The 17,140-nt window shown below is 31.7% G+C and carries 36 protein-coding genes, 2 tRNA genes and 1 pseudogene; all 39 read right to left on the bottom strand.

Annotated features, from left to right (window positions below; translation table 11 throughout):
- Positions 1–152 precede the first annotated feature (152 nt).
- The gene (locus DWX91_RS15210) at positions 153–338 is read right to left on the bottom strand and encodes a hypothetical protein (RefSeq protein ID WP_118539568.1); all 186 of its coding nucleotides are present in this window, start codon (positions 336–338) and stop codon (positions 153–155) included.
- A gap of 28 nt (positions 339–366) precedes the next feature.
- A complete protein-coding gene (locus DWX91_RS15205) occupies positions 367–573 on the bottom strand; it encodes a hypothetical protein (RefSeq protein WP_118539566.1) in 207 nt (68 codons plus the stop codon).
- A gap of 25 nt (positions 574–598) precedes the next feature.
- Positions 599–672, bottom strand: a tRNA-Ile gene (locus tag DWX91_RS15200).
- Between the two features lie 157 nt (positions 673–829).
- Positions 830–902 (bottom strand) — tRNA-Gln (locus tag DWX91_RS15195).
- Between the two features lie 41 nt (positions 903–943).
- Positions 944–1,348: a hypothetical protein gene (locus DWX91_RS15190; RefSeq protein WP_118539564.1), complete on the bottom strand. Its 405-nt coding sequence runs from the start codon at positions 1,346–1,348 to the stop codon at positions 944–946.
- Positions 1,349–1,807 carry a hypothetical protein gene (locus tag DWX91_RS15185; RefSeq protein ID WP_118539562.1) on the bottom strand — a complete coding sequence of 153 codons (459 nt, stop codon included), beginning with the start codon at positions 1,805–1,807 and terminating at the stop codon, positions 1,349–1,351.
- A 257-nt stretch (positions 1,808–2,064) separates the two neighbouring features.
- A complete protein-coding gene (locus DWX91_RS15175; RefSeq protein ID WP_118539558.1) occupies positions 2,065–2,343 on the bottom strand; it encodes a hypothetical protein in 279 nt (92 codons plus the stop codon).
- A 46-nt stretch (positions 2,344–2,389) separates the two neighbouring features.
- The gene (locus DWX91_RS15170) at positions 2,390–3,043 is read right to left on the bottom strand and encodes a hypothetical protein (RefSeq protein WP_118539556.1); all 654 of its coding nucleotides are present in this window, start codon (positions 3,041–3,043) and stop codon (positions 2,390–2,392) included.
- Positions 3,044–3,214: 171 nt separating this feature from the next.
- Positions 3,215–3,421: a hypothetical protein gene (locus DWX91_RS15165; RefSeq protein WP_118539554.1), complete on the bottom strand. Its 207-nt coding sequence runs from the start codon at positions 3,419–3,421 to the stop codon at positions 3,215–3,217.
- Positions 3,422–3,444: 23 nt separating this feature from the next.
- Positions 3,445–4,167: pseudogene (locus DWX91_RS15160) on the bottom strand (T4 RnlA family RNA ligase); the annotation flags it as partial.
- A 77-nt stretch (positions 4,168–4,244) separates the two neighbouring features.
- Positions 4,245–5,114 (bottom strand): tRNA(His) guanylyltransferase Thg1 family protein, encoded by an 870-nt coding sequence (locus DWX91_RS15155; protein WP_118539552.1) that lies wholly within the window; start codon positions 5,112–5,114, stop codon positions 4,245–4,247.
- 40 nt (positions 5,115–5,154) lie between these two features.
- Entirely contained in the window at positions 5,155–5,568 is a 414-nt protein-coding gene (locus DWX91_RS15150) for a hypothetical protein (protein ID WP_118539550.1), read from the bottom strand.
- Positions 5,569–5,597: 29 nt separating this feature from the next.
- Entirely contained in the window at positions 5,598–5,972 is a 375-nt protein-coding gene (locus DWX91_RS15145) for a hypothetical protein (protein WP_118539548.1), read from the bottom strand.
- A 15-nt stretch (positions 5,973–5,987) separates the two neighbouring features.
- On the bottom strand, positions 5,988–6,410 hold the full coding sequence (locus DWX91_RS15140) for a hypothetical protein (RefSeq protein WP_118539546.1): 423 nt from the start codon (positions 6,408–6,410) through the stop codon (positions 5,988–5,990).
- Positions 6,397–6,582 carry a hypothetical protein gene (locus DWX91_RS15135; RefSeq protein ID WP_118539544.1) on the bottom strand — a complete coding sequence of 62 codons (186 nt, stop codon included), beginning with the start codon at positions 6,580–6,582 and terminating at the stop codon, positions 6,397–6,399. The genes DWX91_RS15140 and DWX91_RS15135 overlap by 14 nt, the downstream gene beginning before the upstream one ends.
- A gap of 11 nt (positions 6,583–6,593) precedes the next feature.
- Positions 6,594–6,842 carry a hypothetical protein gene (locus DWX91_RS15130; RefSeq protein ID WP_147354427.1) on the bottom strand — a complete coding sequence of 83 codons (249 nt, stop codon included), beginning with the start codon at positions 6,840–6,842 and terminating at the stop codon, positions 6,594–6,596.
- Positions 6,832–7,008, bottom strand: coding sequence for a hypothetical protein (locus DWX91_RS16775; RefSeq protein ID WP_182435100.1), 177 nt, complete (start codon positions 7,006–7,008; stop codon positions 6,832–6,834). The genes DWX91_RS15130 and DWX91_RS16775 overlap by 11 nt, the downstream gene beginning before the upstream one ends.
- A 46-nt stretch (positions 7,009–7,054) precedes the next feature.
- Positions 7,055–7,402, bottom strand: a complete 348-nt coding sequence (locus DWX91_RS15125; protein ID WP_118539540.1) for a hypothetical protein — start codon at positions 7,400–7,402, stop codon at positions 7,055–7,057.
- A 4-nt stretch (positions 7,403–7,406) separates the two neighbouring features.
- Positions 7,407–7,829, bottom strand: coding sequence for a hypothetical protein (locus DWX91_RS15120; protein ID WP_118539538.1), 423 nt, complete (start codon positions 7,827–7,829; stop codon positions 7,407–7,409).
- 27 nt (positions 7,830–7,856) lie between these two features.
- Positions 7,857–8,360, bottom strand: a complete 504-nt coding sequence (locus DWX91_RS15115; protein ID WP_118539536.1) for a hypothetical protein — start codon at positions 8,358–8,360, stop codon at positions 7,857–7,859.
- 70 nt (positions 8,361–8,430) lie between these two features.
- On the bottom strand, positions 8,431–8,754 hold the full coding sequence (locus DWX91_RS15110) for a hypothetical protein (protein ID WP_118539534.1): 324 nt from the start codon (positions 8,752–8,754) through the stop codon (positions 8,431–8,433).
- 4 nt (positions 8,755–8,758) lie between these two features.
- On the bottom strand, positions 8,759–9,490 hold the full coding sequence (locus tag DWX91_RS15105) for a hypothetical protein (RefSeq protein WP_118539532.1): 732 nt from the start codon (positions 9,488–9,490) through the stop codon (positions 8,759–8,761).
- A gap of 18 nt (positions 9,491–9,508) precedes the next feature.
- Entirely contained in the window at positions 9,509–9,766 is a 258-nt protein-coding gene (locus DWX91_RS15100) for a hypothetical protein (protein WP_118539530.1), read from the bottom strand.
- 12 nt (positions 9,767–9,778) lie between these two features.
- Positions 9,779–10,174: a hypothetical protein gene (locus tag DWX91_RS15095; RefSeq protein WP_118539528.1), complete on the bottom strand. Its 396-nt coding sequence runs from the start codon at positions 10,172–10,174 to the stop codon at positions 9,779–9,781.
- Positions 10,175–10,179: 5 nt separating this feature from the next.
- Positions 10,180–10,389, bottom strand: a complete 210-nt coding sequence (locus DWX91_RS15090; RefSeq protein ID WP_118539526.1) for a hypothetical protein — start codon at positions 10,387–10,389, stop codon at positions 10,180–10,182.
- A gap of 12 nt (positions 10,390–10,401) precedes the next feature.
- Positions 10,402–10,725: a hypothetical protein gene (locus tag DWX91_RS15085; protein ID WP_118539524.1), complete on the bottom strand. Its 324-nt coding sequence runs from the start codon at positions 10,723–10,725 to the stop codon at positions 10,402–10,404.
- 12 nt (positions 10,726–10,737) lie between these two features.
- Complete coding sequence (locus DWX91_RS15080; protein WP_118539522.1) at positions 10,738–10,938, bottom strand: hypothetical protein; 201 nt, start codon at positions 10,936–10,938, stop codon at positions 10,738–10,740.
- Positions 10,939–10,950: 12 nt separating this feature from the next.
- Entirely contained in the window at positions 10,951–11,145 is a 195-nt protein-coding gene (locus DWX91_RS15075) for a hypothetical protein (RefSeq protein WP_118539520.1), read from the bottom strand.
- Positions 11,146–11,353: 208 nt separating this feature from the next.
- Entirely contained in the window at positions 11,354–11,920 is a 567-nt protein-coding gene (locus DWX91_RS15070; RefSeq protein WP_118539518.1) for an MT-A70 family methyltransferase, read from the bottom strand.
- 268 nt (positions 11,921–12,188) lie between these two features.
- Positions 12,189–12,614, bottom strand: a complete 426-nt coding sequence (locus DWX91_RS15065) for a hypothetical protein (RefSeq protein ID WP_118539516.1) — start codon at positions 12,612–12,614, stop codon at positions 12,189–12,191.
- Positions 12,615–12,632: 18 nt separating this feature from the next.
- Positions 12,633–13,223, bottom strand: a complete 591-nt coding sequence (locus DWX91_RS15060) for a hypothetical protein (RefSeq protein WP_118539514.1) — start codon at positions 13,221–13,223, stop codon at positions 12,633–12,635.
- 51 nt (positions 13,224–13,274) lie between these two features.
- A complete protein-coding gene (locus DWX91_RS15055) occupies positions 13,275–13,925 on the bottom strand; it encodes a hypothetical protein (RefSeq protein WP_118539512.1) in 651 nt (216 codons plus the stop codon).
- A 62-nt stretch (positions 13,926–13,987) separates the two neighbouring features.
- Positions 13,988–14,179, bottom strand: a complete 192-nt coding sequence (locus DWX91_RS15050; protein ID WP_243099073.1) for a hypothetical protein — start codon at positions 14,177–14,179, stop codon at positions 13,988–13,990.
- Between the two features lie 9 nt (positions 14,180–14,188).
- Positions 14,189–14,464, bottom strand: coding sequence for a hypothetical protein (locus DWX91_RS15045; protein WP_118539510.1), 276 nt, complete (start codon positions 14,462–14,464; stop codon positions 14,189–14,191).
- A 205-nt stretch (positions 14,465–14,669) separates the two neighbouring features.
- A complete protein-coding gene (locus tag DWX91_RS15040) occupies positions 14,670–15,317 on the bottom strand; it encodes a hypothetical protein (RefSeq protein ID WP_118539508.1) in 648 nt (215 codons plus the stop codon).
- A 10-nt stretch (positions 15,318–15,327) separates the two neighbouring features.
- The gene (locus DWX91_RS15035; RefSeq protein ID WP_118539506.1) at positions 15,328–15,513 is read right to left on the bottom strand and encodes a hypothetical protein; all 186 of its coding nucleotides are present in this window, start codon (positions 15,511–15,513) and stop codon (positions 15,328–15,330) included.
- 4 nt (positions 15,514–15,517) lie between these two features.
- Positions 15,518–15,847 carry a hypothetical protein gene (locus tag DWX91_RS15030; RefSeq protein WP_118539504.1) on the bottom strand — a complete coding sequence of 110 codons (330 nt, stop codon included), beginning with the start codon at positions 15,845–15,847 and terminating at the stop codon, positions 15,518–15,520.
- Complete coding sequence (locus DWX91_RS15025) at positions 15,840–16,337, bottom strand: hypothetical protein (protein WP_118539502.1); 498 nt, start codon at positions 16,335–16,337, stop codon at positions 15,840–15,842. Before DWX91_RS15025 ends, DWX91_RS15030 begins: the two co-directional genes overlap by 8 nt.
- 334 nt (positions 16,338–16,671) lie before the next feature.
- The coding region (locus DWX91_RS16770; protein ID WP_182435099.1) for a hypothetical protein at positions 16,672–17,140 on the bottom strand (469 nt) is incomplete at its 5' end.

The following is a 17,140-nucleotide window of genomic DNA, read 5'->3' as shown; positions in this document are numbered from 1 at the left end:
TATCAGATACAGAATTTGTTTTTATATGAATTATCGGATGATAACGTTCTCCAAACTCATTAATAAAAAAAATTAAAATGAGAAATCCACCTCATATGTTTTACCATGAATTATCGGATGATAACGTTCTCCAAACTCATTAATAAAAAAAATTAAAATGAGAAATCCACCTCATATGTTTTACCAGTTTTTTCATCTATACTTTTAACATCAATTGAATCAAGTAAAACATTATCTTCTACAATCATGAATGAATTATCACGTATACATCGCCGTTTTTCTACAATGATCACTTGAGCAATCTGAGAATTATCTTGGGTATTTATAAACTCTTTCATCTATATATTCTCCCTTCTTAACAAATCTTTATCGTTTGAATGTAAGCTCTTTTCCGTCATCCATCTCCACAGTAATTGAAACAGGGTATCCTTTTACATTCATAGATAAACTTTGATATTTTGTAGAAATAATTTTCTTAATCTGTTTATGATTTTTCTCACATTCTTGACACTTCTGTTTGTCATGATATTCTATTCCACAGATTTCGCAAATATAATGTTTTACTTCTTTCATAACTATATTCTCCTTTTTTTAATAATGGATCGTATAGGACTTGAACCTATGACCGATCGGTTATGAGCCGACTACTCTAACCAACTGAGCTAACGATCCATAAAATTGTTTATCTTGGACTCGAACCAAGGTTTGTGGGTCTACCACTGTGCTTCCTATTACACCAATAAACAGCCTATATACTTAGGAGGTGAAACAAAATGAAAACGAAACATTTTGTTCTGTCCCAACCTTGCAGCTAAACAATTGGGACAAGCAGCGGATACTGGATTTGAACCAATATTCCTAGAATCAAACTCTAGTGTGCTAAACCGTTACACTAATCCGCCAGAGGTGGTTAATACCACCTTCATTTATATATTCGCTCTTTTTATTTTAGAGATTTATATATATTTGTTATCTGATTGAATATAATCTTTTCTGGAAAAGTAAAGCAAGTGATAATATCATATATCTGTTTACCAATAATAAATGGTGCAAATAATACAAATATAAATGCGGTAATCCACGATATAATTTGTATAGTATCCCATTCATCAAAATCAAAAATACCCTCTGGTTCTTTACCAAGACACACATTTTTAAACAACCAATATGATGTATACAACATAACTACACCAATTACCAACCACATGATACTTGTTCCAATTTCATAATTGACACATCGTTTACTCAATAATTGAATATAAGGAACAACATTCTGAGAAGACCAATTCATTACAATTCCGAACTTCTCACATAAAGCATTTAGAATTTTAACAATTTCATCTCCCATTTACATATTCTCTCCTGTCCATTCATCTAAATCATACATTTTATCAATCTCGTCACGTAACAACTCTTCTTTTTTAGACAACCTAGTTCTTTCGCTAATACTATCACTTTTATTTCTTTTCTCATGTAATTTCTCAAGCTCATTGAATATTTTTCGTTCTCTTGAAATCATGTCCAATTCATCTACTACATTAATATCAATTTTTTCTCCACACCAAGGGCAGTATTTAATTGGATAATTTTTAATTATTTCGTAATCATCTTCATAATCCTCCACATAATCAAAATTCAAACACATCTGAGGATGTCCTTGATAATCCCAACCCTCAATTCGCGTCAAATCATCATTAGTGAATAATGTCATAGGATTATTTTTCATTTCATCGCAACACCATTTTATAGGTTTATATTTGTATTTATTACATTGAGAAAGCTTAATTTTTACTAAGTCAATTTTCATTTATATATTCTCCTTTTATGAGGCTATTAACTTTATAAATCAATTCCGTTGGATCGCTCATCATACGACATATAAATTCGTCATTGTGATAAACATCATATACATCATCGAATTCACTTCTTCCCCAACAATCGCATCCATTTTCGACTTTATTTTTCTTTATTGTGAACATTTTACCCTCAATTACTCAGCATCTCTATTTTACTCTTCAACATTTTCCAAGAGATTCACATAATCATCCGTATCTATTGTCACTTTTATAGCAGTTGAAAACTAAATTTCATCTGATCTTCCGATCTGCAAATTTCCTTGTGTTTATTGAGATTTTCGGAGATCGCATGAAATGGAATTTTGCAGAATTTTGAAGCTTCTGTAATTGAACTGAACTCCAGACCATCATTTAGACATTTTACTCTCTTTGAAGCTTTTTCTTTGGCACTTTTCCAATTTTCTTCTCGTCCCCATCTATAAGATTCTATTCCTTTATCATAACTCATGAATCCGTAGCTTCTCTGTCCTGTTACATATCCAATCATTTTCTTCACCATCCTATTTTATTTAATCCACTTATATATTCACTTATCAAATCAAAACAAGTTTTGTATACTTTGGTTTAAGATTCGATTTACGCCAAACAGCGTGCATATACTCGATAGAATCTGTTCCACCTCGTTTTGGTACACCATTCTTATCATAAATAGTAAAGCCAGCAGCATCTTTTTTATCTGTAAAACTAATTCTTTTGTGATGCACAAAACACCATTCAGGCATATATTTATTGAAGAATTCTTCTTTATTCTGACCACCAAAGAAATTTAAACGTAGCAGCATAACCACATAACCATCATCGTCTACATCTTCAATTGCTTTTTCAATAATTGGGATTGAATTAAAGAAAGGTGGATTAGAGATAATCATTTTTGGTGTATAACCAAGATTTATTTTTAGATAATCACATTTGTGTTCAGCCAAACTATCTTCTCTAATATCATATGTACGAACATCACATTCACCAAATACATTTTTAATAGCAACAGGATAACTCATTGGATGATATGCTTCTTTATCTGTCTTTAAATTTCCACCTGCTGTAGAATCTACGATAATTGAATTATTCCAGTCGAATGGAATTTTATCATTAAATGCTTTTAGGAATAGTTCAACATCTTTTACTGGTGTAGTGTAATAATCAGCAATATGTCCATCTCTTGAATTACTTCTTTTTGTACTACTCATTTATATATTCTCCTTATTTATCATTTGAAAGAACTACTTTATAATCGTCCTTTACAGCGATGGTTACTTTTCTCTGAAATTTTCCATCTGAGTCATACAGGGATAAGAAATATCCGTTTTATCATTCCTGAACCTCATACAACTAAAATATTTTGTCGTATTAATATTCTTCTATTCTAATATTTTCCAAGCGACAATTGCACTTCTATAGAAATACTCTGGATCACCAGAATAAAGCTTTCCTCTAGTTAAATATTTGCCATTATTGATTATCTCACCTATATATTCTCTCTGAGGAAGAAGTAAACAATCATCACTTGAAAGTAATTTTACTTTTGTATTCAATGGACACAAATTCATATCATAATTCCACTTCATATTCTATGCCCTCTTAATTTATATTATTTTAAAAATTTATTTCTATAAAATAATTTTCTTAAAGTACAAATGTCTTTTGGAAGTGAGTCAATATCCTCGGCATTATGTAATTGTTTGACCCATGAATAATATTCATTAGCAAGTGAAGTTGTTAGAGCAGCAATCTTTTTAGTATAACCATTTTTGATAGCTTCATGAGAAATAGAACGCATAAATTTCCAGAATTTATAATATGCAAGTTTTAACTTTACCATATATCCAGAGTTGTCTTCGATTACAAATCCTTCGATGTTTTTACCATTATATTGATAATTATCCTCTGTAACATCAAAATACCATTCATAAAAATCCTGCCAATTTGCAATCTCATATGCTTTTTCTTTAGGTGTTAAACCTAACTGATGAGCAACATCGCACATTGTTTCATATTCATATTTCTTAAAATCCATCTGATTATAAACAATATCCAATAAAAGCAATTTATTTACAGGATATCTAATAACATGAGGATCATGCTCCATATCAACATTTTCAAACACAAATGAGACATTATTATCTTTCGCATACAGCTTCATCTTTTCTCTGTTCTCAGGCGTAAGTTCTCTATAAAGAGCCTCTTTTAACCATTCTGCGAACTGACTATCAATAGTAGACTTGCTCGCAATAAATAAATCGTCATTGTATTCATCATAACTAACGATACCTAAATATCCATTTTCTTTTACATATGCAGTAACAGGAAATTGAAGTTTCCTTCGGTCTTGATTTTTATACTATATATGGTGTTTATAGTATTTTATAATCACTATATATAGTATATTATTTATTCCTCACCAACAAATACTAATCTATCAATATATTCCCTACCTTCATCACGAAAAATAGGAATATTTGTATCAATAATCCAACGACTTCTAAATGCAACGCTCTCTACCGGTTCATCCACATCTGTTACACAATCAACTTCTACTCCTTCGCCATTGTCATTAACAGCATACTCTTCTTTAATGCAGCAACTTCCTCTCTTCTGATAAGTCGGTAAATCATTCCAGTTAATACCTTTCTGAGTCATAAGCATATCCTGAATATCATTACATGACTTATTCTGTAATTCTTTGTGTGAGAAATTGGCTTGACCAACCATCTGAATTGAGTTACGAGAAGCGTCTAATTGTCTCCAGTAGATCAAGTTTGTCACTTCTTCTTTTGGGATATTAAAACAACGACAATCAAACATTGCTTTACCAGCTTTAAAAGCATATGTTTTTACTAATTCATCAACATTCTCTCTATGTTCTATTTTATCTCTATAGAGTTTACTATAAATTTTAGAAAATGATTCATTAAATACCATCGTAGCCATGCTTGCTGCAATACTACAAATCTTCTGAACTTCATAATCAAACCAAGCTGAAGATGTAAGTTTCTTATAATCAACAAGAATCAATGTAATCTCATCTGACTGCGTGTAACCAAGAACACAGCCCTGAATATTCTCACATAAGTATTTCATTGTTTCCTGCATTGACTTAATTAACACTTCATCAAATGGCTTCTGAAATCCTCTTGCGAATGTGTGGAACGCCTTTCCGTCAATACGGATAGCGACTGGACACCTTCTCATTAATTTTGTCTTAGGAATTTGTTCATAAAATGTTTTCATCCTAACGCCTAAATCATCATGTACTGGCATATATGCACCTCTCTTTCAATATATTATTCTCCAAATATAATTACCATCTGTTTGTATATTTACTATCTATAAATAACTCTTCTTTTGGTCTTGGATTTTTTAAATCGCTACTATCTAATCTAAGTGGATTGCCATAATACCCATTCCATGAACCACAACCTCTTACATTTACCTTTCCATCAAAAAAGATATTAGTAATTCGATATGCAGGTTTATCACAACATTGCCAATAACTGATTTTGAAGCAGTTATCCTTATTTACATTCTTTAAATGTTCTGGCACAGAACTCCAAATCTCACACTCGTCATTGATTTGCTTTAATGTGCATCTTTCATTAAGCATCTCATTAGCCTTCTCAATTCTTTCATGTCTTATTTCATGTGCTAATGCTTTTTCAGGTGTATCAAATAATTCTCCACATTCAGAACATCTATATTTAATTACTTTCTCCAAGATTTCACCTCCTCGCAAGAAATCGAAATTTACTTCGTTTCTCTCCAACTAATACTATAATATGGTTCATTATATTGAGTACCTGTTTCAATCTTATAACCAAGTTCCTCTAATTTCTTTCGTGTTTCAGGTTTTAAACAACCATCTTCACTGATTGAAAATTTGCCATCTGCAATCGCATCTCTAATTAATTTAGATAATTCAGTTAATTGCTGTGTCGTGCAGTTATCAATTGCATGATTTGTCATCTTATTTGCTTCTAACGCAAGCGAAATAATATTCTTTGGTAGCTTAACTTCTGGCATAGGTATATTGAAAGTAGCTGCATCTTCACAACAATCTACATCGCTACATCCTAAGCAAAATTTATAACTTTTGCTAGTTATTGGGTACTTGCAAGTCATTTATTCATCCTCCTTCTAAACTTGTTTGTACGATAGATTTTTTAACGGTTCAACTACTTTATTAACGGCAGCTTTACCCATTTTCTTATCCCACACTTCGCCTCTTCTAACTTTTGCAAAAAACAAAACATAGTCTGAGATATTATTCTCTACATCTTTGTAAAATTTTTCGTTTTCCTCATCATCGTCAAATTCAGATTTGCACAAATCAAGAATCATTTCTGTCAAAGTAGCTTTCGCAACTTTAATTAAATCATCTGCTGTCTCGGCTTGCTCTTTTGCTGATTCTACTTTTAGTGTTGATCTTTCTGGTACTGAGAAATAATACAACTGCTTAAAACCTTTCTCTTTTGTGTCCTCGATATGAATTCCCATATATTCTAATGTGAGTACAGTTTTAAGATTTTCTTCAATTTGTTTTGGATTAGTTATCTTCATTTATACTTTCTCCTGATATATTATTCTCTACTCGTTCATAAACTTCTGCTACAACAGATTGTCCATTTTTGGTGTCTATGATTTTTAATGCACAATCAAAAACATGAAGATATTCTGCGAGAATTTCCTCAATCTCAATCGCTTCTATTGTTTTAATAAGTTTTGTTGCCATAATTCGCACACCTACATTCCAACATATTCAGGAAATTGTTTATAGATTTTATTCCATTCTTCAATAATTCTTCTGTTCATAGTTTCCTGGTTAATCAATTCTTCTACGATTTTTGCAGTAGCACACCGCGTCTGGCTTCTAAGAATTTTACAAGCATTTTTCTTATACTCTTCTAAATCTTCTATAGAAGCACTTGTCAACATTGTATTTTCGTTTGTTAATCTTTGTATTGCTGGCGGTGTTATCATATTATTCTTCATTCCATTCTTTAACAGTCAAATAATCTGAATATGTTCCAAATCTCCAAGTTCCACCACATTTCTTACAATGAATTTCAGGATCTTGTGACCAAGGTTTTGATGGAAATAATTCAACTTCTCCGCCACAATGACATTTTCTTAGTTTATATTCTGCTTGATTATCCATTTTTCCACCTCCAAATGAAGTGTCGGCTTCATTGGATTGTTATTTTTCAATTTATAATAACAATTAATCCATCTAAATTATTATTCTCCAAAAGTTCTTCTAATAATGTTTCATTACAGGTCATCGACTTTTGCATTTTTAGAATCTCATCTTTTGTATAATACAAAATAATCCAATCCCAACCATAAATATCATCTGAACAATATTCCTTATAAAAGTCAGATTCAGTATCTATTGTCCATGCTTCGATATTCTTGTAATCATTATCCCATTTGACTGCACATTTATGACCTAATGCCCCAAACTCGGTGAAGAAAAATGGCATTCCTACATATTTTCCATCGTCAATTTTCTGACCTGTTTTTGGTGAATAGAAATTATAATAAAATCCCAATTACTCAACCTCCATACTTCTCAAACAATTTTGCCATAGTCATATCATTATACTTAGCAAGATCCATTGCACAAGCACATACATTCTTGCCAGTTGAAGCACCTACACACTCACATAAATACTCTGTAAGATTTGTATATTTTCTTCGCTTACAATGTAATCTATCCCATCCGATAAGATAATGATGGTTTACAATAAATCTTGTATCAGGAATACCTAACACACTACCTTTACAACTGCGCCACCAAGCATCTTCACCTGCTAATTCAACAAATTCTTCCTCTGACATGTCACACATCTTTTTATGTAATTCGTCTGACACTTCCCACACTTCATACTCATTACCTGCATATGTGATTTCAGCATCATTTGGTGGATTATCTACTGCGTCGAAAAATTTCTTTAAGTTACCGCCTAAAATCTCCATTATTTACTTCTCACCTCTTTTATTCTCTTATTCCAGATTTTTCATCTCACAAGTAACATTTTTATTTATTATCGTTTCTGCCAACTTACATAAACCAAGTTGAGTATCAATATGATATGTGCCAACAAATCGTGGCTGAGTTTCATCATCGTGAATTATATCTTTGTATGTTCTAATAAATTCTTCGATACCAACTTTGTTACTATATTCTTCCATTTCTTTTTTATAAATTGGATTGTATGATTGAGTAATTGGAGGCTCATTACCATAATGCCCACCTGCTCTAATATTTAATTCTTTGTACTTCTTATACATTTCATTTGCTATATCAAGAGGCATGTCGCCATGACAAATCCAATAATTCCACGCTCTATAAAACACAAAACCATTTAAAATGCCAATATATTTTGTCTTGACTTCTGTGTTCATATAATATGGTAATCTGAATACAGGTATATTTGCTATTTGAAGTTCTTCTTTTACTTTGTAATCAATCTCTCCATCATATTCACGTCTTGCAAAGTTATCCATTTTCGCCTCCACTTATATATTCTCTACTTAATTTTTACGAGCCAACGAAAGACAGGATTCTTGTCATCCTTTAAACGTAGTTAAGCCACTCTGGGTTAATCTCATAATCTATATTTTTGATACCAAGTTTTCTTCTTATTCTTTTATGCTTTTTAACATTTTTAGCATAATATGTTCCGTTTGGATGTTTAAACCCTTTCTCAATATCCCAAAAACAACAAAATGTTGGTGAGTATGCTTGCTCAACTATAAATCCACATCTGCTGCAACATCCATGCTGCTCTACTGTTCCAAATCCGAATTCAGAATAAGAACAATACTCAAATGTTTTTGCTTTACAGATAGGACATTTATCAATTTGATAACCCCATCTTGGTTTTCTCTGTTTCTTCATAATATTATTCTCTTTCAAACTCATCCCAATTAATCAAAACATACTGCTTAAAACAAGGATAATATGTAGTCGCTCCTGTCTGATCTTTACACCAGGTATCTAACAAATTTTGCAGACCACCAATATCACACTGTTCATAAGCATCTTCATGTAACTCTTCGCAAGCATTGTCAACTACATTATCAGCATCAATATGAATCTTCTCTACGCCACATACCCATAATCGCACAGGTTTTGTGTATACTTCCTCATCCATATAGTTCGTTGCATAATCGTCAAAGAAATCACCAACGGTATCGTAACACTCATCAAACTCTTCACAGTACAGCATTGTGTCTACATCTTTTTCATCAACCGATACTGCTTTGGAGACTTTCTCATTCCGCTTCTTTATTCTCTCTTCTTCATCGACTTTCTTCTGTCCTTCACAGTCGCAATGTAAATAAGCTTGATTTTTATAAGGCTGTCCACAATACGGGCATAACCGCTGTACTCCGTTATAACAGCTCTGACAGAACGAAAGAGCCTGATGTTTGTATGGAAAAAGATATTTTCTACCAGCTTCAGAGTTGTCGCCTTCAATCCCATAAACATTGTCTGCAATTCTCATTCCAAGACCATTGCAGACAGGACAAATTCTTTCATGTTCTGTCAGATCCTTAATAAGAATTTTAGGGAACGATTTTTGAATTGCTTCATAAAGATTTACTTCTTCTCTGTGTGTTAAATTATTCATAGTGTCATCTCCTATCTATTATTCTCTCAATCCATCCAATACTCTCATCAAAACGTGTCTTGTAAGATTCTTAACATCGCCACTGTAAAATCCACATTCTATGTCACAAGCCTTTAGAACTTCATCAAGTGTTTTATTCTTCTCTTCTTTTATATTGTAAGCACATTTCTGACTGCCAAGAGTTTGCATTACATCAGACTTTCTTACAAATCCCATTTCAGATGGCAGCTTAGATAATTCTTTTCGTAATACTGTTTTATCAATTAACTGTCCCATATATTCATTCTCTTATTTCACAAATTCAACAGTTCCATCAGTGTGCGTTTTTATATTCCAACCTTTACTATTGACAATTACTTTTTTGTAACCATAACGTTTAAGCCACTTCTTATTTATTCTCTTTTTCTTATGCTTTCTTGCTTGAACAATCTTTACATATTGAATATCATAAGAATCTGGCATTTGAACAATATCCAATCCTAATATTTTATTAATGTCTGCTGTTTCTTCTGTTGTAAACTCCATTGTTATTGATGCATTTTGTCCCATCCAGTTACCAAATTGAGTTCCTTTTTCGACTTCACAAGAATCCAAATGAACATTATCCAGATTACTTAATTCCATGCCAGTCGTAACATCGAACAAAGTCAAGTTACCACCACCCAGATCATATTTTGTTGGCATTTTATTCACGCCTCCTTCTCAGCCACTTTTGCTTCACATATACCACAAATACAGCCATTTTCTTCATCGTATTTTTTAAGTTTACTAATAAGATTGCTACAACACCAACTTGATTCACTAAGATGAAATTCAATCATGTCGTTATCCCACTTTGAAGGAAAGTCCATTGGAAGATTTATTGTCCACTGTATAGTTTTGATCTGTCTATCTGCCATATAGTTATCCTCCTACTCTTTTGCAATTCCAATGCCATTTACTTTAAAGCTAGTCACCTTACCATCTTCAATTTCAACGCTTTCTTCTGTGCCACCATGCCAAACAAGACCAATGCCTGTAATATACATACCATTTTCATCTTCAATCAATTCAACTTCTTGTGCTACTCCAATAGGAAAAAACTCACCATCATTGTTTGGTATCTCAATTGGAATATTCTTTACATTTTTATAGGCGTTTCTAATTGCTTCTTTGGAATATATCACACCGTTCAAATCGGGCTTATCAACTGGAATTGGAATTTTAAATGTCACTTCTATATTCTCTGTTCTCATGACGTTATTCTCCTATGCACCTGTATTCGCTCTTAAAACGCACTGTTCTTCATTCATATCAATCTCTGTAACAGTAATCTCTTGACACTTCTTGAAGTCACCTGAACTTACTCTTGTTTTTCTTTCAGCATGTCGTTCATCTTCTGCGATAATTACCATTGCATAGTCTTGACACCAACCACTTGCAGGTCGTTCTACTAAATATACCTTCATAATGTTATTCTCCTAATCATACTCATAGTCATCAAGCTCCACTTCTTTTCCACATTCAGGACAATCGCACCAAGCACCATCACCCCAATAATCAGTTTTAAAATCTACTTCATCAAAATTCACTTCGACTTCTTCATGACAAAATGGACACTCAAAAGTGATATAAGAAGGTCTACTTATGATTGTGTAATTTACTCCATTATTCATAGTGTCATCCCTCTGCAATTAAAATATCATTCATCTTATCCACCAATACTGTCGGATCACTTGACATACGACATACAAATTCATCATTATAATAAACTTCATATACATCATCATACTCTGGTCTTCCCCAGCAATCGCATCCATTTTCGACTTTAATTCTCTCTATATGAAATATATTAATCGCCTCCCAAACAAGAAAAATTTCTTGTTACTTAATTACATCTCTAATATCTCTTCCGTCAATTTCATTGCCAATAGAATCCCAACCTTCACATAAATCTCTTGCAAATAATTCTACTCTTGGCAAATCACCACATAAAGATACTATTCTGTCTCTTATTTCTTTTGGCTTTTCAGAATGTTCTGTTTTGGGATATTCTATAATCTGGTGTACATTTCTCGCTTCACGCCAGTATTTACCTTTTCGTGCTATTAGACAATATTCTGCATTTGAGATAGTATATTTGCCCAATCCATCTTTTCTAACTTCTGACATATCATTTTTCATCTTTACCCATACAAAACCAACAGTTGCATATTTAAATCCCCATGATTTTATAAGTTCAAATCCTTTTTCAAGGAATGGCGATGTAACCCATAAAAATAAAAAACAATCATCTGCTGCAATATTACCGATTGGTAAATTACATAAATCTTTAAATTTCATTACATTATAATGTTTATCTGCCATTCCCCAAAATTCTCCGTTGAGATTTTTGGTATTTCCATAATCCCAAGGTGGATCAGCATAAATAATATTATATTTTTTATTCATTTTACTAATAGAAGCCTTGCAAGTTTAAGCCGGTACTTATTGCTCCTTTCGTACTTGTATATTCTCTTTTTAGTTACATCATTTCTGTGATTTCTATTATGCTGAGAATCAGCCAACATAATCCTGAACAAGACCAAAGAAATTTAGACACTTTATTCTCATTGGCAATTACATTAGCCGCACAAAGAATTACCAATAAGATGTGTAAAAATAGTAAAGACATATATATTTCTCCTTAAATTACCAATCCAATGAAAGATTGGTTTGCTTAGAAATATTTCTTTGCATCGTTAGATGTATGTACATCTTCTGGTTTTATGATTACATTTCGAGAAAAGAAATATCTATTATCAATATTTAAAACATACATAAAAGTCATGTTTCCAAAATCATCAACAACTTTTCCAGCCATATGACCAAAATAAATCTCATCTTTATCCAATGGCTTAAAACAACATAATTTACCAAGTTCAATGTCTGCTTTATTATCTTGAAATCCATAGCTGTTTGTTGTGTATGTTTTCTTTTCTATTTGTTTTTCTGTCTGTTTTACATACTCGAAAGCTCTTAACTCATCTTTTCCAAGCCATTTGATCCATGCACCGCAATCATCACAATAAAGTCCTGTGTTATTACCTTTTACTTCTGTATGTAGTGAAATACTTCCGCATTTCTTACAACAATTCTGATACATAATTTCACCTCCAATATATTATTCTCCAAATTCACAAGTGTCACATGTTGAAAAATACTTATCATGATCTATGCAGCATTGTGGTCTATCATCATTTTTATCAGTCTCAGTAGCCTCTTTTCCATCCATAATTGCACCACAATTAGGACAATATTTTGATTTCAACTTCTGATTCGCATAGTTCAACTTATATACCTTCTTATTACAAACTGAGCAATATACACCTTCATTTGCACATTCATCCAATGCAAGCCAATAGCCATGCTTTTTGTCAGTTTCTTTTATATCATTTTTTACATCATCCATTGGAACTGTCATCGTTCCTGCTATAACATTTACATTGAGAAACTTTGATAAAACTTCACCAAGTATCAAATCTACATCATCTATGAGTATTTCATTATTTGGTGTATATGATCTATGAAATTCTAACCATTCATTTATTGTATAAACTTCTATATTGTTTGACATACACATTGTTTTCGCCATATCCATAAGACTATTTTTATTACTCTTTGTAGATGTAATAATTGGCTTTCCTGTTACATATGCTGTTGAGATAAGCATTGCTGTCTTGCCAGTACCACGTCCACGATTTATGATTCTCATGTTTTCACCTCTAATGTTTTATTCTCTCAAAATCTAAGTTATCTTACGAAGCTATCTATAATTCATTCTTCTCTCAACTTCCTTGTCATTTTCTTCATCATTGAAATATTTATAAGCAAGAGTCATAGGATAATTTGAATCTTTTGCTCTATCCCACATCATAAATTCGCACCAATTCGGTTCTTTATATCCATTTTTATTGTTATTACACCAGCTTGGATCTTCAAATAAGCCATCAAAAACACTCTTCCAAGAATACTTTTCTTTCTGAATATTTCTATCTTTAATAACAGTCGATTTGTCGTATCCTTTTATTTCTACAAGAACATCTTCACAACCTACTCTCTTGCAGAGTCTTACAAACCATTTCATAAATTCTCTATAAGTTTGTTCAAACTCTCTATCTCTTAAAGCTGCATTTACAACAAGGATATATTCGTTCTGTGTTTGTAACCATCCTCTGTTACGACTCTTATATCCGTATCTATCAGTTAAATTATTTGTCACCTCGCCAAATTCATCACATGAACACGAACTGTTATAACCATTTTTCTGAATGATATATGTATTCATGTCGCCCTCAGAACCTGTTACTCTTGGCAGATGATTTAGCACTGTTTCAAGAATATATCTCTTCTCAGGCTGTGTCCTACCCATAGGGTGTACGGTTACGATACCATTGATATAAGTCCAATATGACATTTTTTCTTACCTCCTTGTTTATATATTCTCTCTTTGTAACCAAAGGAAACCTGAATTTACTGTTATTGCATATCATTTAATTCTTCATTAATATCTTTCTCAACTTCTCTTCTATACTTCTTTTTAAATAATCTACGATTCTTCTTTTTCATTTTTCTCCAACCATTGTGATTATTTGCCCAACAAGCATAATCATGGGAGAACCAAGATTGATGATTTTCAGAAAATTGTCGTCTTTTAATCTCTGATCTCATAAATCTCCTTTACTCTTTATTAATCCATTTCTTAAACTCGTTAAAATCATCTTTTGTAAGCACAATATCCGAATAATAGAAATCCTTATTCCTAATAATCGCCCAAATTTTCTTCAACTTTTCAAAGAACGGTCTTTGCTGAGTGTAGAAATTACCATTTGTATATGTTAAGAAAGCATAGTCGCCATCTCCATAATCATGAATCTTAAAATGAATACCTTCATCACAACCACACTTGCAACTTACTATCAACTCATCATCTTTGAAATTTTTAAATACAGCCATTTTAATATTCTCCTCTACTTACAATTCAATTCTTCTAATTTTCTTCCACACCAAGGACAAAACGCAATATATTCTCGCTGATGAGCAAATCCATCTTCATAATCATCCCATTCAGAAGTTTCTATGTCTAAATAATATTCATTCGTCAATGGATCTAAATATATCTGATTGTCAGGTGAATTATAATTACAACGATTACACATATTTATTCTCCATCCTTTTTATTTTCTGTAGTATTCTGACTGCAAAATCCATCAACAAAAATTTTAAAATTGGTATATAATTCTTCAATCGAATCAGCTACCATACTTGTACAAGGATTGCTCATGAATAAACTATACTGCTTGTTCTTATCTAATCCATTAGCGTCCATATATTTTGAAAATACATCCAAGCATGTTCTTAAATAATTACACGCCGAAGCATATGTTTCAAACATATATGCCGTTTCTACTCCAAGCATATATTCTTTTTTCTGCTTGTCATATGTAATATCTATATCATTCATGGTATACATATTAGCTTCATGACCAGATAAATCGTCCCAACTTGTTATCCCCCAAATGAATTTCCAATCATCTGTCTCCACGCTACAATCTCCATATTTCTTATCCATTGCTTTATTGTATTTTTCTTCTTTTTTATATGTTCTCTCAGTACGCCAATAATCAATTTGCTTGAATGGGAAAAGCCTGATGATTTTACCATAATATATATTTGATAATGAGTTACATTTACCAATTGGATAATCAGATTCATCTTTTTCCCAACTGTCCTTACAAGCATAATCATGATTCTTGTTAAGTTTTCTATATTTGCAAAAAATACAATTATGTTTTTCTAATAACCCCATAATTATTCTCCTAATTCATCAACTTAATCTCTCGAAAATCATTATCCACTTTTATTCCATTGATATAAGCACACCAACCTCTAACACCTTCTTTCTTAGAGATCGGATATTTATGCTTAATATTCATAATCACTTCATAATCGTCTGGAAATGTGTTAAGAATTGATTTCAATTCACCAACTGAAATGCTACTCATAATCTCACTCCCAATTCTCAATATTGTCATCACAAGGAAAATACGTAAGTTCAATCTCACTCAGTTTTTTATAATAAACAACCGATTCATCCCAATCTTTCTCAAAACTTTCGCTATCATATATTTCTCTAAATCCAATCAGAATATCTTTATCAGGAAGTTCAATAGCTTCTTTAATCTGAATATGTCTAAAATGATTGTCTATGTATAACGATTCATCTTCAAACTTCTTATCTATTTCATAAGGAGTATATTGTCCTGGTCTACGAATTTCTAACATGCGAAGAATATGATCATATCCAAAATCATGTAACCAAGTTTCAAAATCAGTCATTATAATCCCCCTTTTCAAACGGAATATATGTCTCGTAAAAATCTCTTGTCACTAAGACAAAATATTCCTCATCACCTTCATACCTGAATATAATCACGAATAAATCTCCATAATATGTATACCAACAAAACTCGTCTTTATTTGTCCTAAAATAATCAATACCTCTTTGGATTTCCTTAATTACTTCATCTTTTTGTATTTCTACAACATTTTTTAAATCCTTATTAGTTCTATTAAAATGTATAGGATAATCAATATTGTCTTTTGTTAATGTGATTCCTTCTAATTCATCAACCATTGATTCTTGTCCACAACAAGGACATTTAACAAACGACGCACCAAGCCATCCAATATGGGTATCTTCTTCAGATATTTCTAACTCAGAATCGCAATTATCGCAAAATGTATGTACGAATTTAGGCTTTACTTCTACTTTTTTATTCAAATCATTTTGACTAAAATTATTATGAATAACTTTTATAACAATCACCTCTTTCTATGGATATATTCTCTTATCGCAGCTCAACTTCACCGAATTTTAATGTATTATCTTCAAATACTTTATTGCCAAGATAATATCCAACTAATCCACCTGATATTTTTACATTTTCAAATACCGATACTTTACACTGGTCTACTAACCTATTAATGGTATCTTTATTGGCAAATATGTACGGACAATAACTTTCATCGCCTATGTTATTTCTTATAGTTTCTTGCTGTTAGTACATATTTTTTCTTAAAACACTTTCATCTACTTCTTTAACAATTGAAAATTTACTCATTTACTTACCTCTAAATCCAAAAGAAATGCTTCTTTCTTATCATTCCATATCTATCTCGTATGTCCCCGTTGTTGATATTGTCCCATTAGGAGCAATAATTACATAATAATCTACACTCTTATCATCAACCCATTTTGTAAATAATAACCTTTCTACAATTTCTGGTATCTTATGATTTTCTTGATGAACTTCAATACAAGGCTTTTTATTATCATCATATTTTATGTAAGATTTATCTGCTGGTATATGTCCAATAGCTTCTCCTTTATCTGTTGTTCTTGAAAAGAAATAACTAATCTCTCCGTCAATAGCCCCTCTCTCACAAAAAACACCGCCATGAATTTCTCCACTTGTAACTAAATTGTCCTTTAATGAATTAATATTGAATGTATAATAAGATTTTTCTTTAGGACAACATAGAACAACAATCATAGATATTATGAAAACAAATATAAAATTAATTACATTAAATGAAATATTAAATACGAACCACATAAAAATATATTTT

Origin of the sequence: Clostridium sp. AF22-10 (assembly GCF_003478725.1) — a bacterium.
Taxonomy (GTDB): domain Bacteria; phylum Bacillota; class Clostridia; order Lachnospirales; family Lachnospiraceae; genus Otoolea; species Otoolea fessa.
This window is presented reverse-complemented; position numbering and strand designations above follow the sequence as displayed.

Bases quoted from the DNA above. Each gene is read 5' to 3' on its own strand.
- DWX91_RS15210 (WP_118539568.1), bottom strand. From the start codon at position 338: ATGAAAGAGTTTATAAATACCCAAGATAATTCTCAGATTGCTCAAGTG.
- DWX91_RS15205 (WP_118539566.1), bottom strand. From the start codon at position 573: ATGAAAGAAGTAAAACATTATATTTGCGAAATCTGTGGAATAGAATAT.
- DWX91_RS15190 (WP_118539564.1), bottom strand. From the start codon at position 1,348: ATGGGAGATGAAATTGTTAAAATTCTAAATGCTTTATGTGAGAAGTTC.
- DWX91_RS15185 (WP_118539562.1), bottom strand. From the start codon at position 1,807: ATGAAAATTGACTTAGTAAAAATTAAGCTTTCTCAATGTAATAAATAC.
- DWX91_RS15175 (WP_118539558.1), bottom strand. From the start codon at position 2,343: ATGATTGGATATGTAACAGGACAGAGAAGCTACGGATTCATGAGTTAT.
- DWX91_RS15170 (WP_118539556.1), bottom strand. From the start codon at position 3,043: ATGAGTAGTACAAAAAGAAGTAATTCAAGAGATGGACATATTGCTGAT.
- DWX91_RS15165 (WP_118539554.1), bottom strand. From the start codon at position 3,421: ATGAAGTGGAATTATGATATGAATTTGTGTCCATTGAATACAAAAGTA.
- DWX91_RS15155 (WP_118539552.1), bottom strand. From the start codon at position 5,114: ATGCCAGTACATGATGATTTAGGCGTTAGGATGAAAACATTTTATGAA.
- DWX91_RS15145 (WP_118539548.1), bottom strand. From the start codon at position 5,972: ATGACTTGCAAGTACCCAATAACTAGCAAAAGTTATAAATTTTGCTTA.
- DWX91_RS15140 (WP_118539546.1), bottom strand. From the start codon at position 6,410: ATGAAGATAACTAATCCAAAACAAATTGAAGAAAATCTTAAAACTGTA.
- DWX91_RS15135 (WP_118539544.1), bottom strand. From the start codon at position 6,582: ATGGCAACAAAACTTATTAAAACAATAGAAGCGATTGAGATTGAGGAA.
- DWX91_RS15130 (WP_147354427.1), bottom strand. From the start codon at position 6,842: ATGAAGAATAATATGATAACACCGCCAGCAATACAAAGATTAACAAAC.
- DWX91_RS16775 (WP_182435100.1), bottom strand. From the start codon at position 7,008: ATGGATAATCAAGCAGAATATAAACTAAGAAAATGTCATTGTGGCGGA.
- DWX91_RS15120 (WP_118539538.1), bottom strand. From the start codon at position 7,829: ATGGAGATTTTAGGCGGTAACTTAAAGAAATTTTTCGACGCAGTAGAT.
- DWX91_RS15115 (WP_118539536.1), bottom strand. From the start codon at position 8,360: ATGGATAACTTTGCAAGACGTGAATATGATGGAGAGATTGATTACAAA.
- DWX91_RS15110 (WP_118539534.1), bottom strand. From the start codon at position 8,754: ATGAAGAAACAGAGAAAACCAAGATGGGGTTATCAAATTGATAAATGT.
- DWX91_RS15105 (WP_118539532.1), bottom strand. From the start codon at position 9,490: ATGAATAATTTAACACACAGAGAAGAAGTAAATCTTTATGAAGCAATT.
- DWX91_RS15100 (WP_118539530.1), bottom strand. From the start codon at position 9,766: ATGGGACAGTTAATTGATAAAACAGTATTACGAAAAGAATTATCTAAG.
- DWX91_RS15095 (WP_118539528.1), bottom strand. From the start codon at position 10,174: ATGCCAACAAAATATGATCTGGGTGGTGGTAACTTGACTTTGTTCGAT.
- DWX91_RS15090 (WP_118539526.1), bottom strand. From the start codon at position 10,389: ATGGCAGATAGACAGATCAAAACTATACAGTGGACAATAAATCTTCCA.
- DWX91_RS15085 (WP_118539524.1), bottom strand. From the start codon at position 10,725: ATGAGAACAGAGAATATAGAAGTGACATTTAAAATTCCAATTCCAGTT.
- DWX91_RS15080 (WP_118539522.1), bottom strand. From the start codon at position 10,938: ATGAAGGTATATTTAGTAGAACGACCTGCAAGTGGTTGGTGTCAAGAC.
- DWX91_RS15075 (WP_118539520.1), bottom strand. From the start codon at position 11,145: ATGAATAATGGAGTAAATTACACAATCATAAGTAGACCTTCTTATATC.
- DWX91_RS15070 (WP_118539518.1), bottom strand. From the start codon at position 11,920: ATGAATAAAAAATATAATATTATTTATGCTGATCCACCTTGGGATTAT.
- DWX91_RS15065 (WP_118539516.1), bottom strand. From the start codon at position 12,614: ATGTATCAGAATTGTTGTAAGAAATGCGGAAGTATTTCACTACATACA.
- DWX91_RS15060 (WP_118539514.1), bottom strand. From the start codon at position 13,223: ATGAGAATCATAAATCGTGGACGTGGTACTGGCAAGACAGCAATGCTT.
- DWX91_RS15055 (WP_118539512.1), bottom strand. From the start codon at position 13,925: ATGTCATATTGGACTTATATCAATGGTATCGTAACCGTACACCCTATG.
- DWX91_RS15050 (WP_243099073.1), bottom strand. From the start codon at position 14,179: ATGAGATCAGAGATTAAAAGACGACAATTTTCTGAAAATCATCAATCT.
- DWX91_RS15045 (WP_118539510.1), bottom strand. From the start codon at position 14,464: ATGGCTGTATTTAAAAATTTCAAAGATGATGAGTTGATAGTAAGTTGC.
- DWX91_RS15040 (WP_118539508.1), bottom strand. From the start codon at position 15,317: ATGGGGTTATTAGAAAAACATAATTGTATTTTTTGCAAATATAGAAAA.
- DWX91_RS15035 (WP_118539506.1), bottom strand. From the start codon at position 15,513: ATGAGTAGCATTTCAGTTGGTGAATTGAAATCAATTCTTAACACATTT.
- DWX91_RS15030 (WP_118539504.1), bottom strand. From the start codon at position 15,847: ATGACTGATTTTGAAACTTGGTTACATGATTTTGGATATGATCATATT.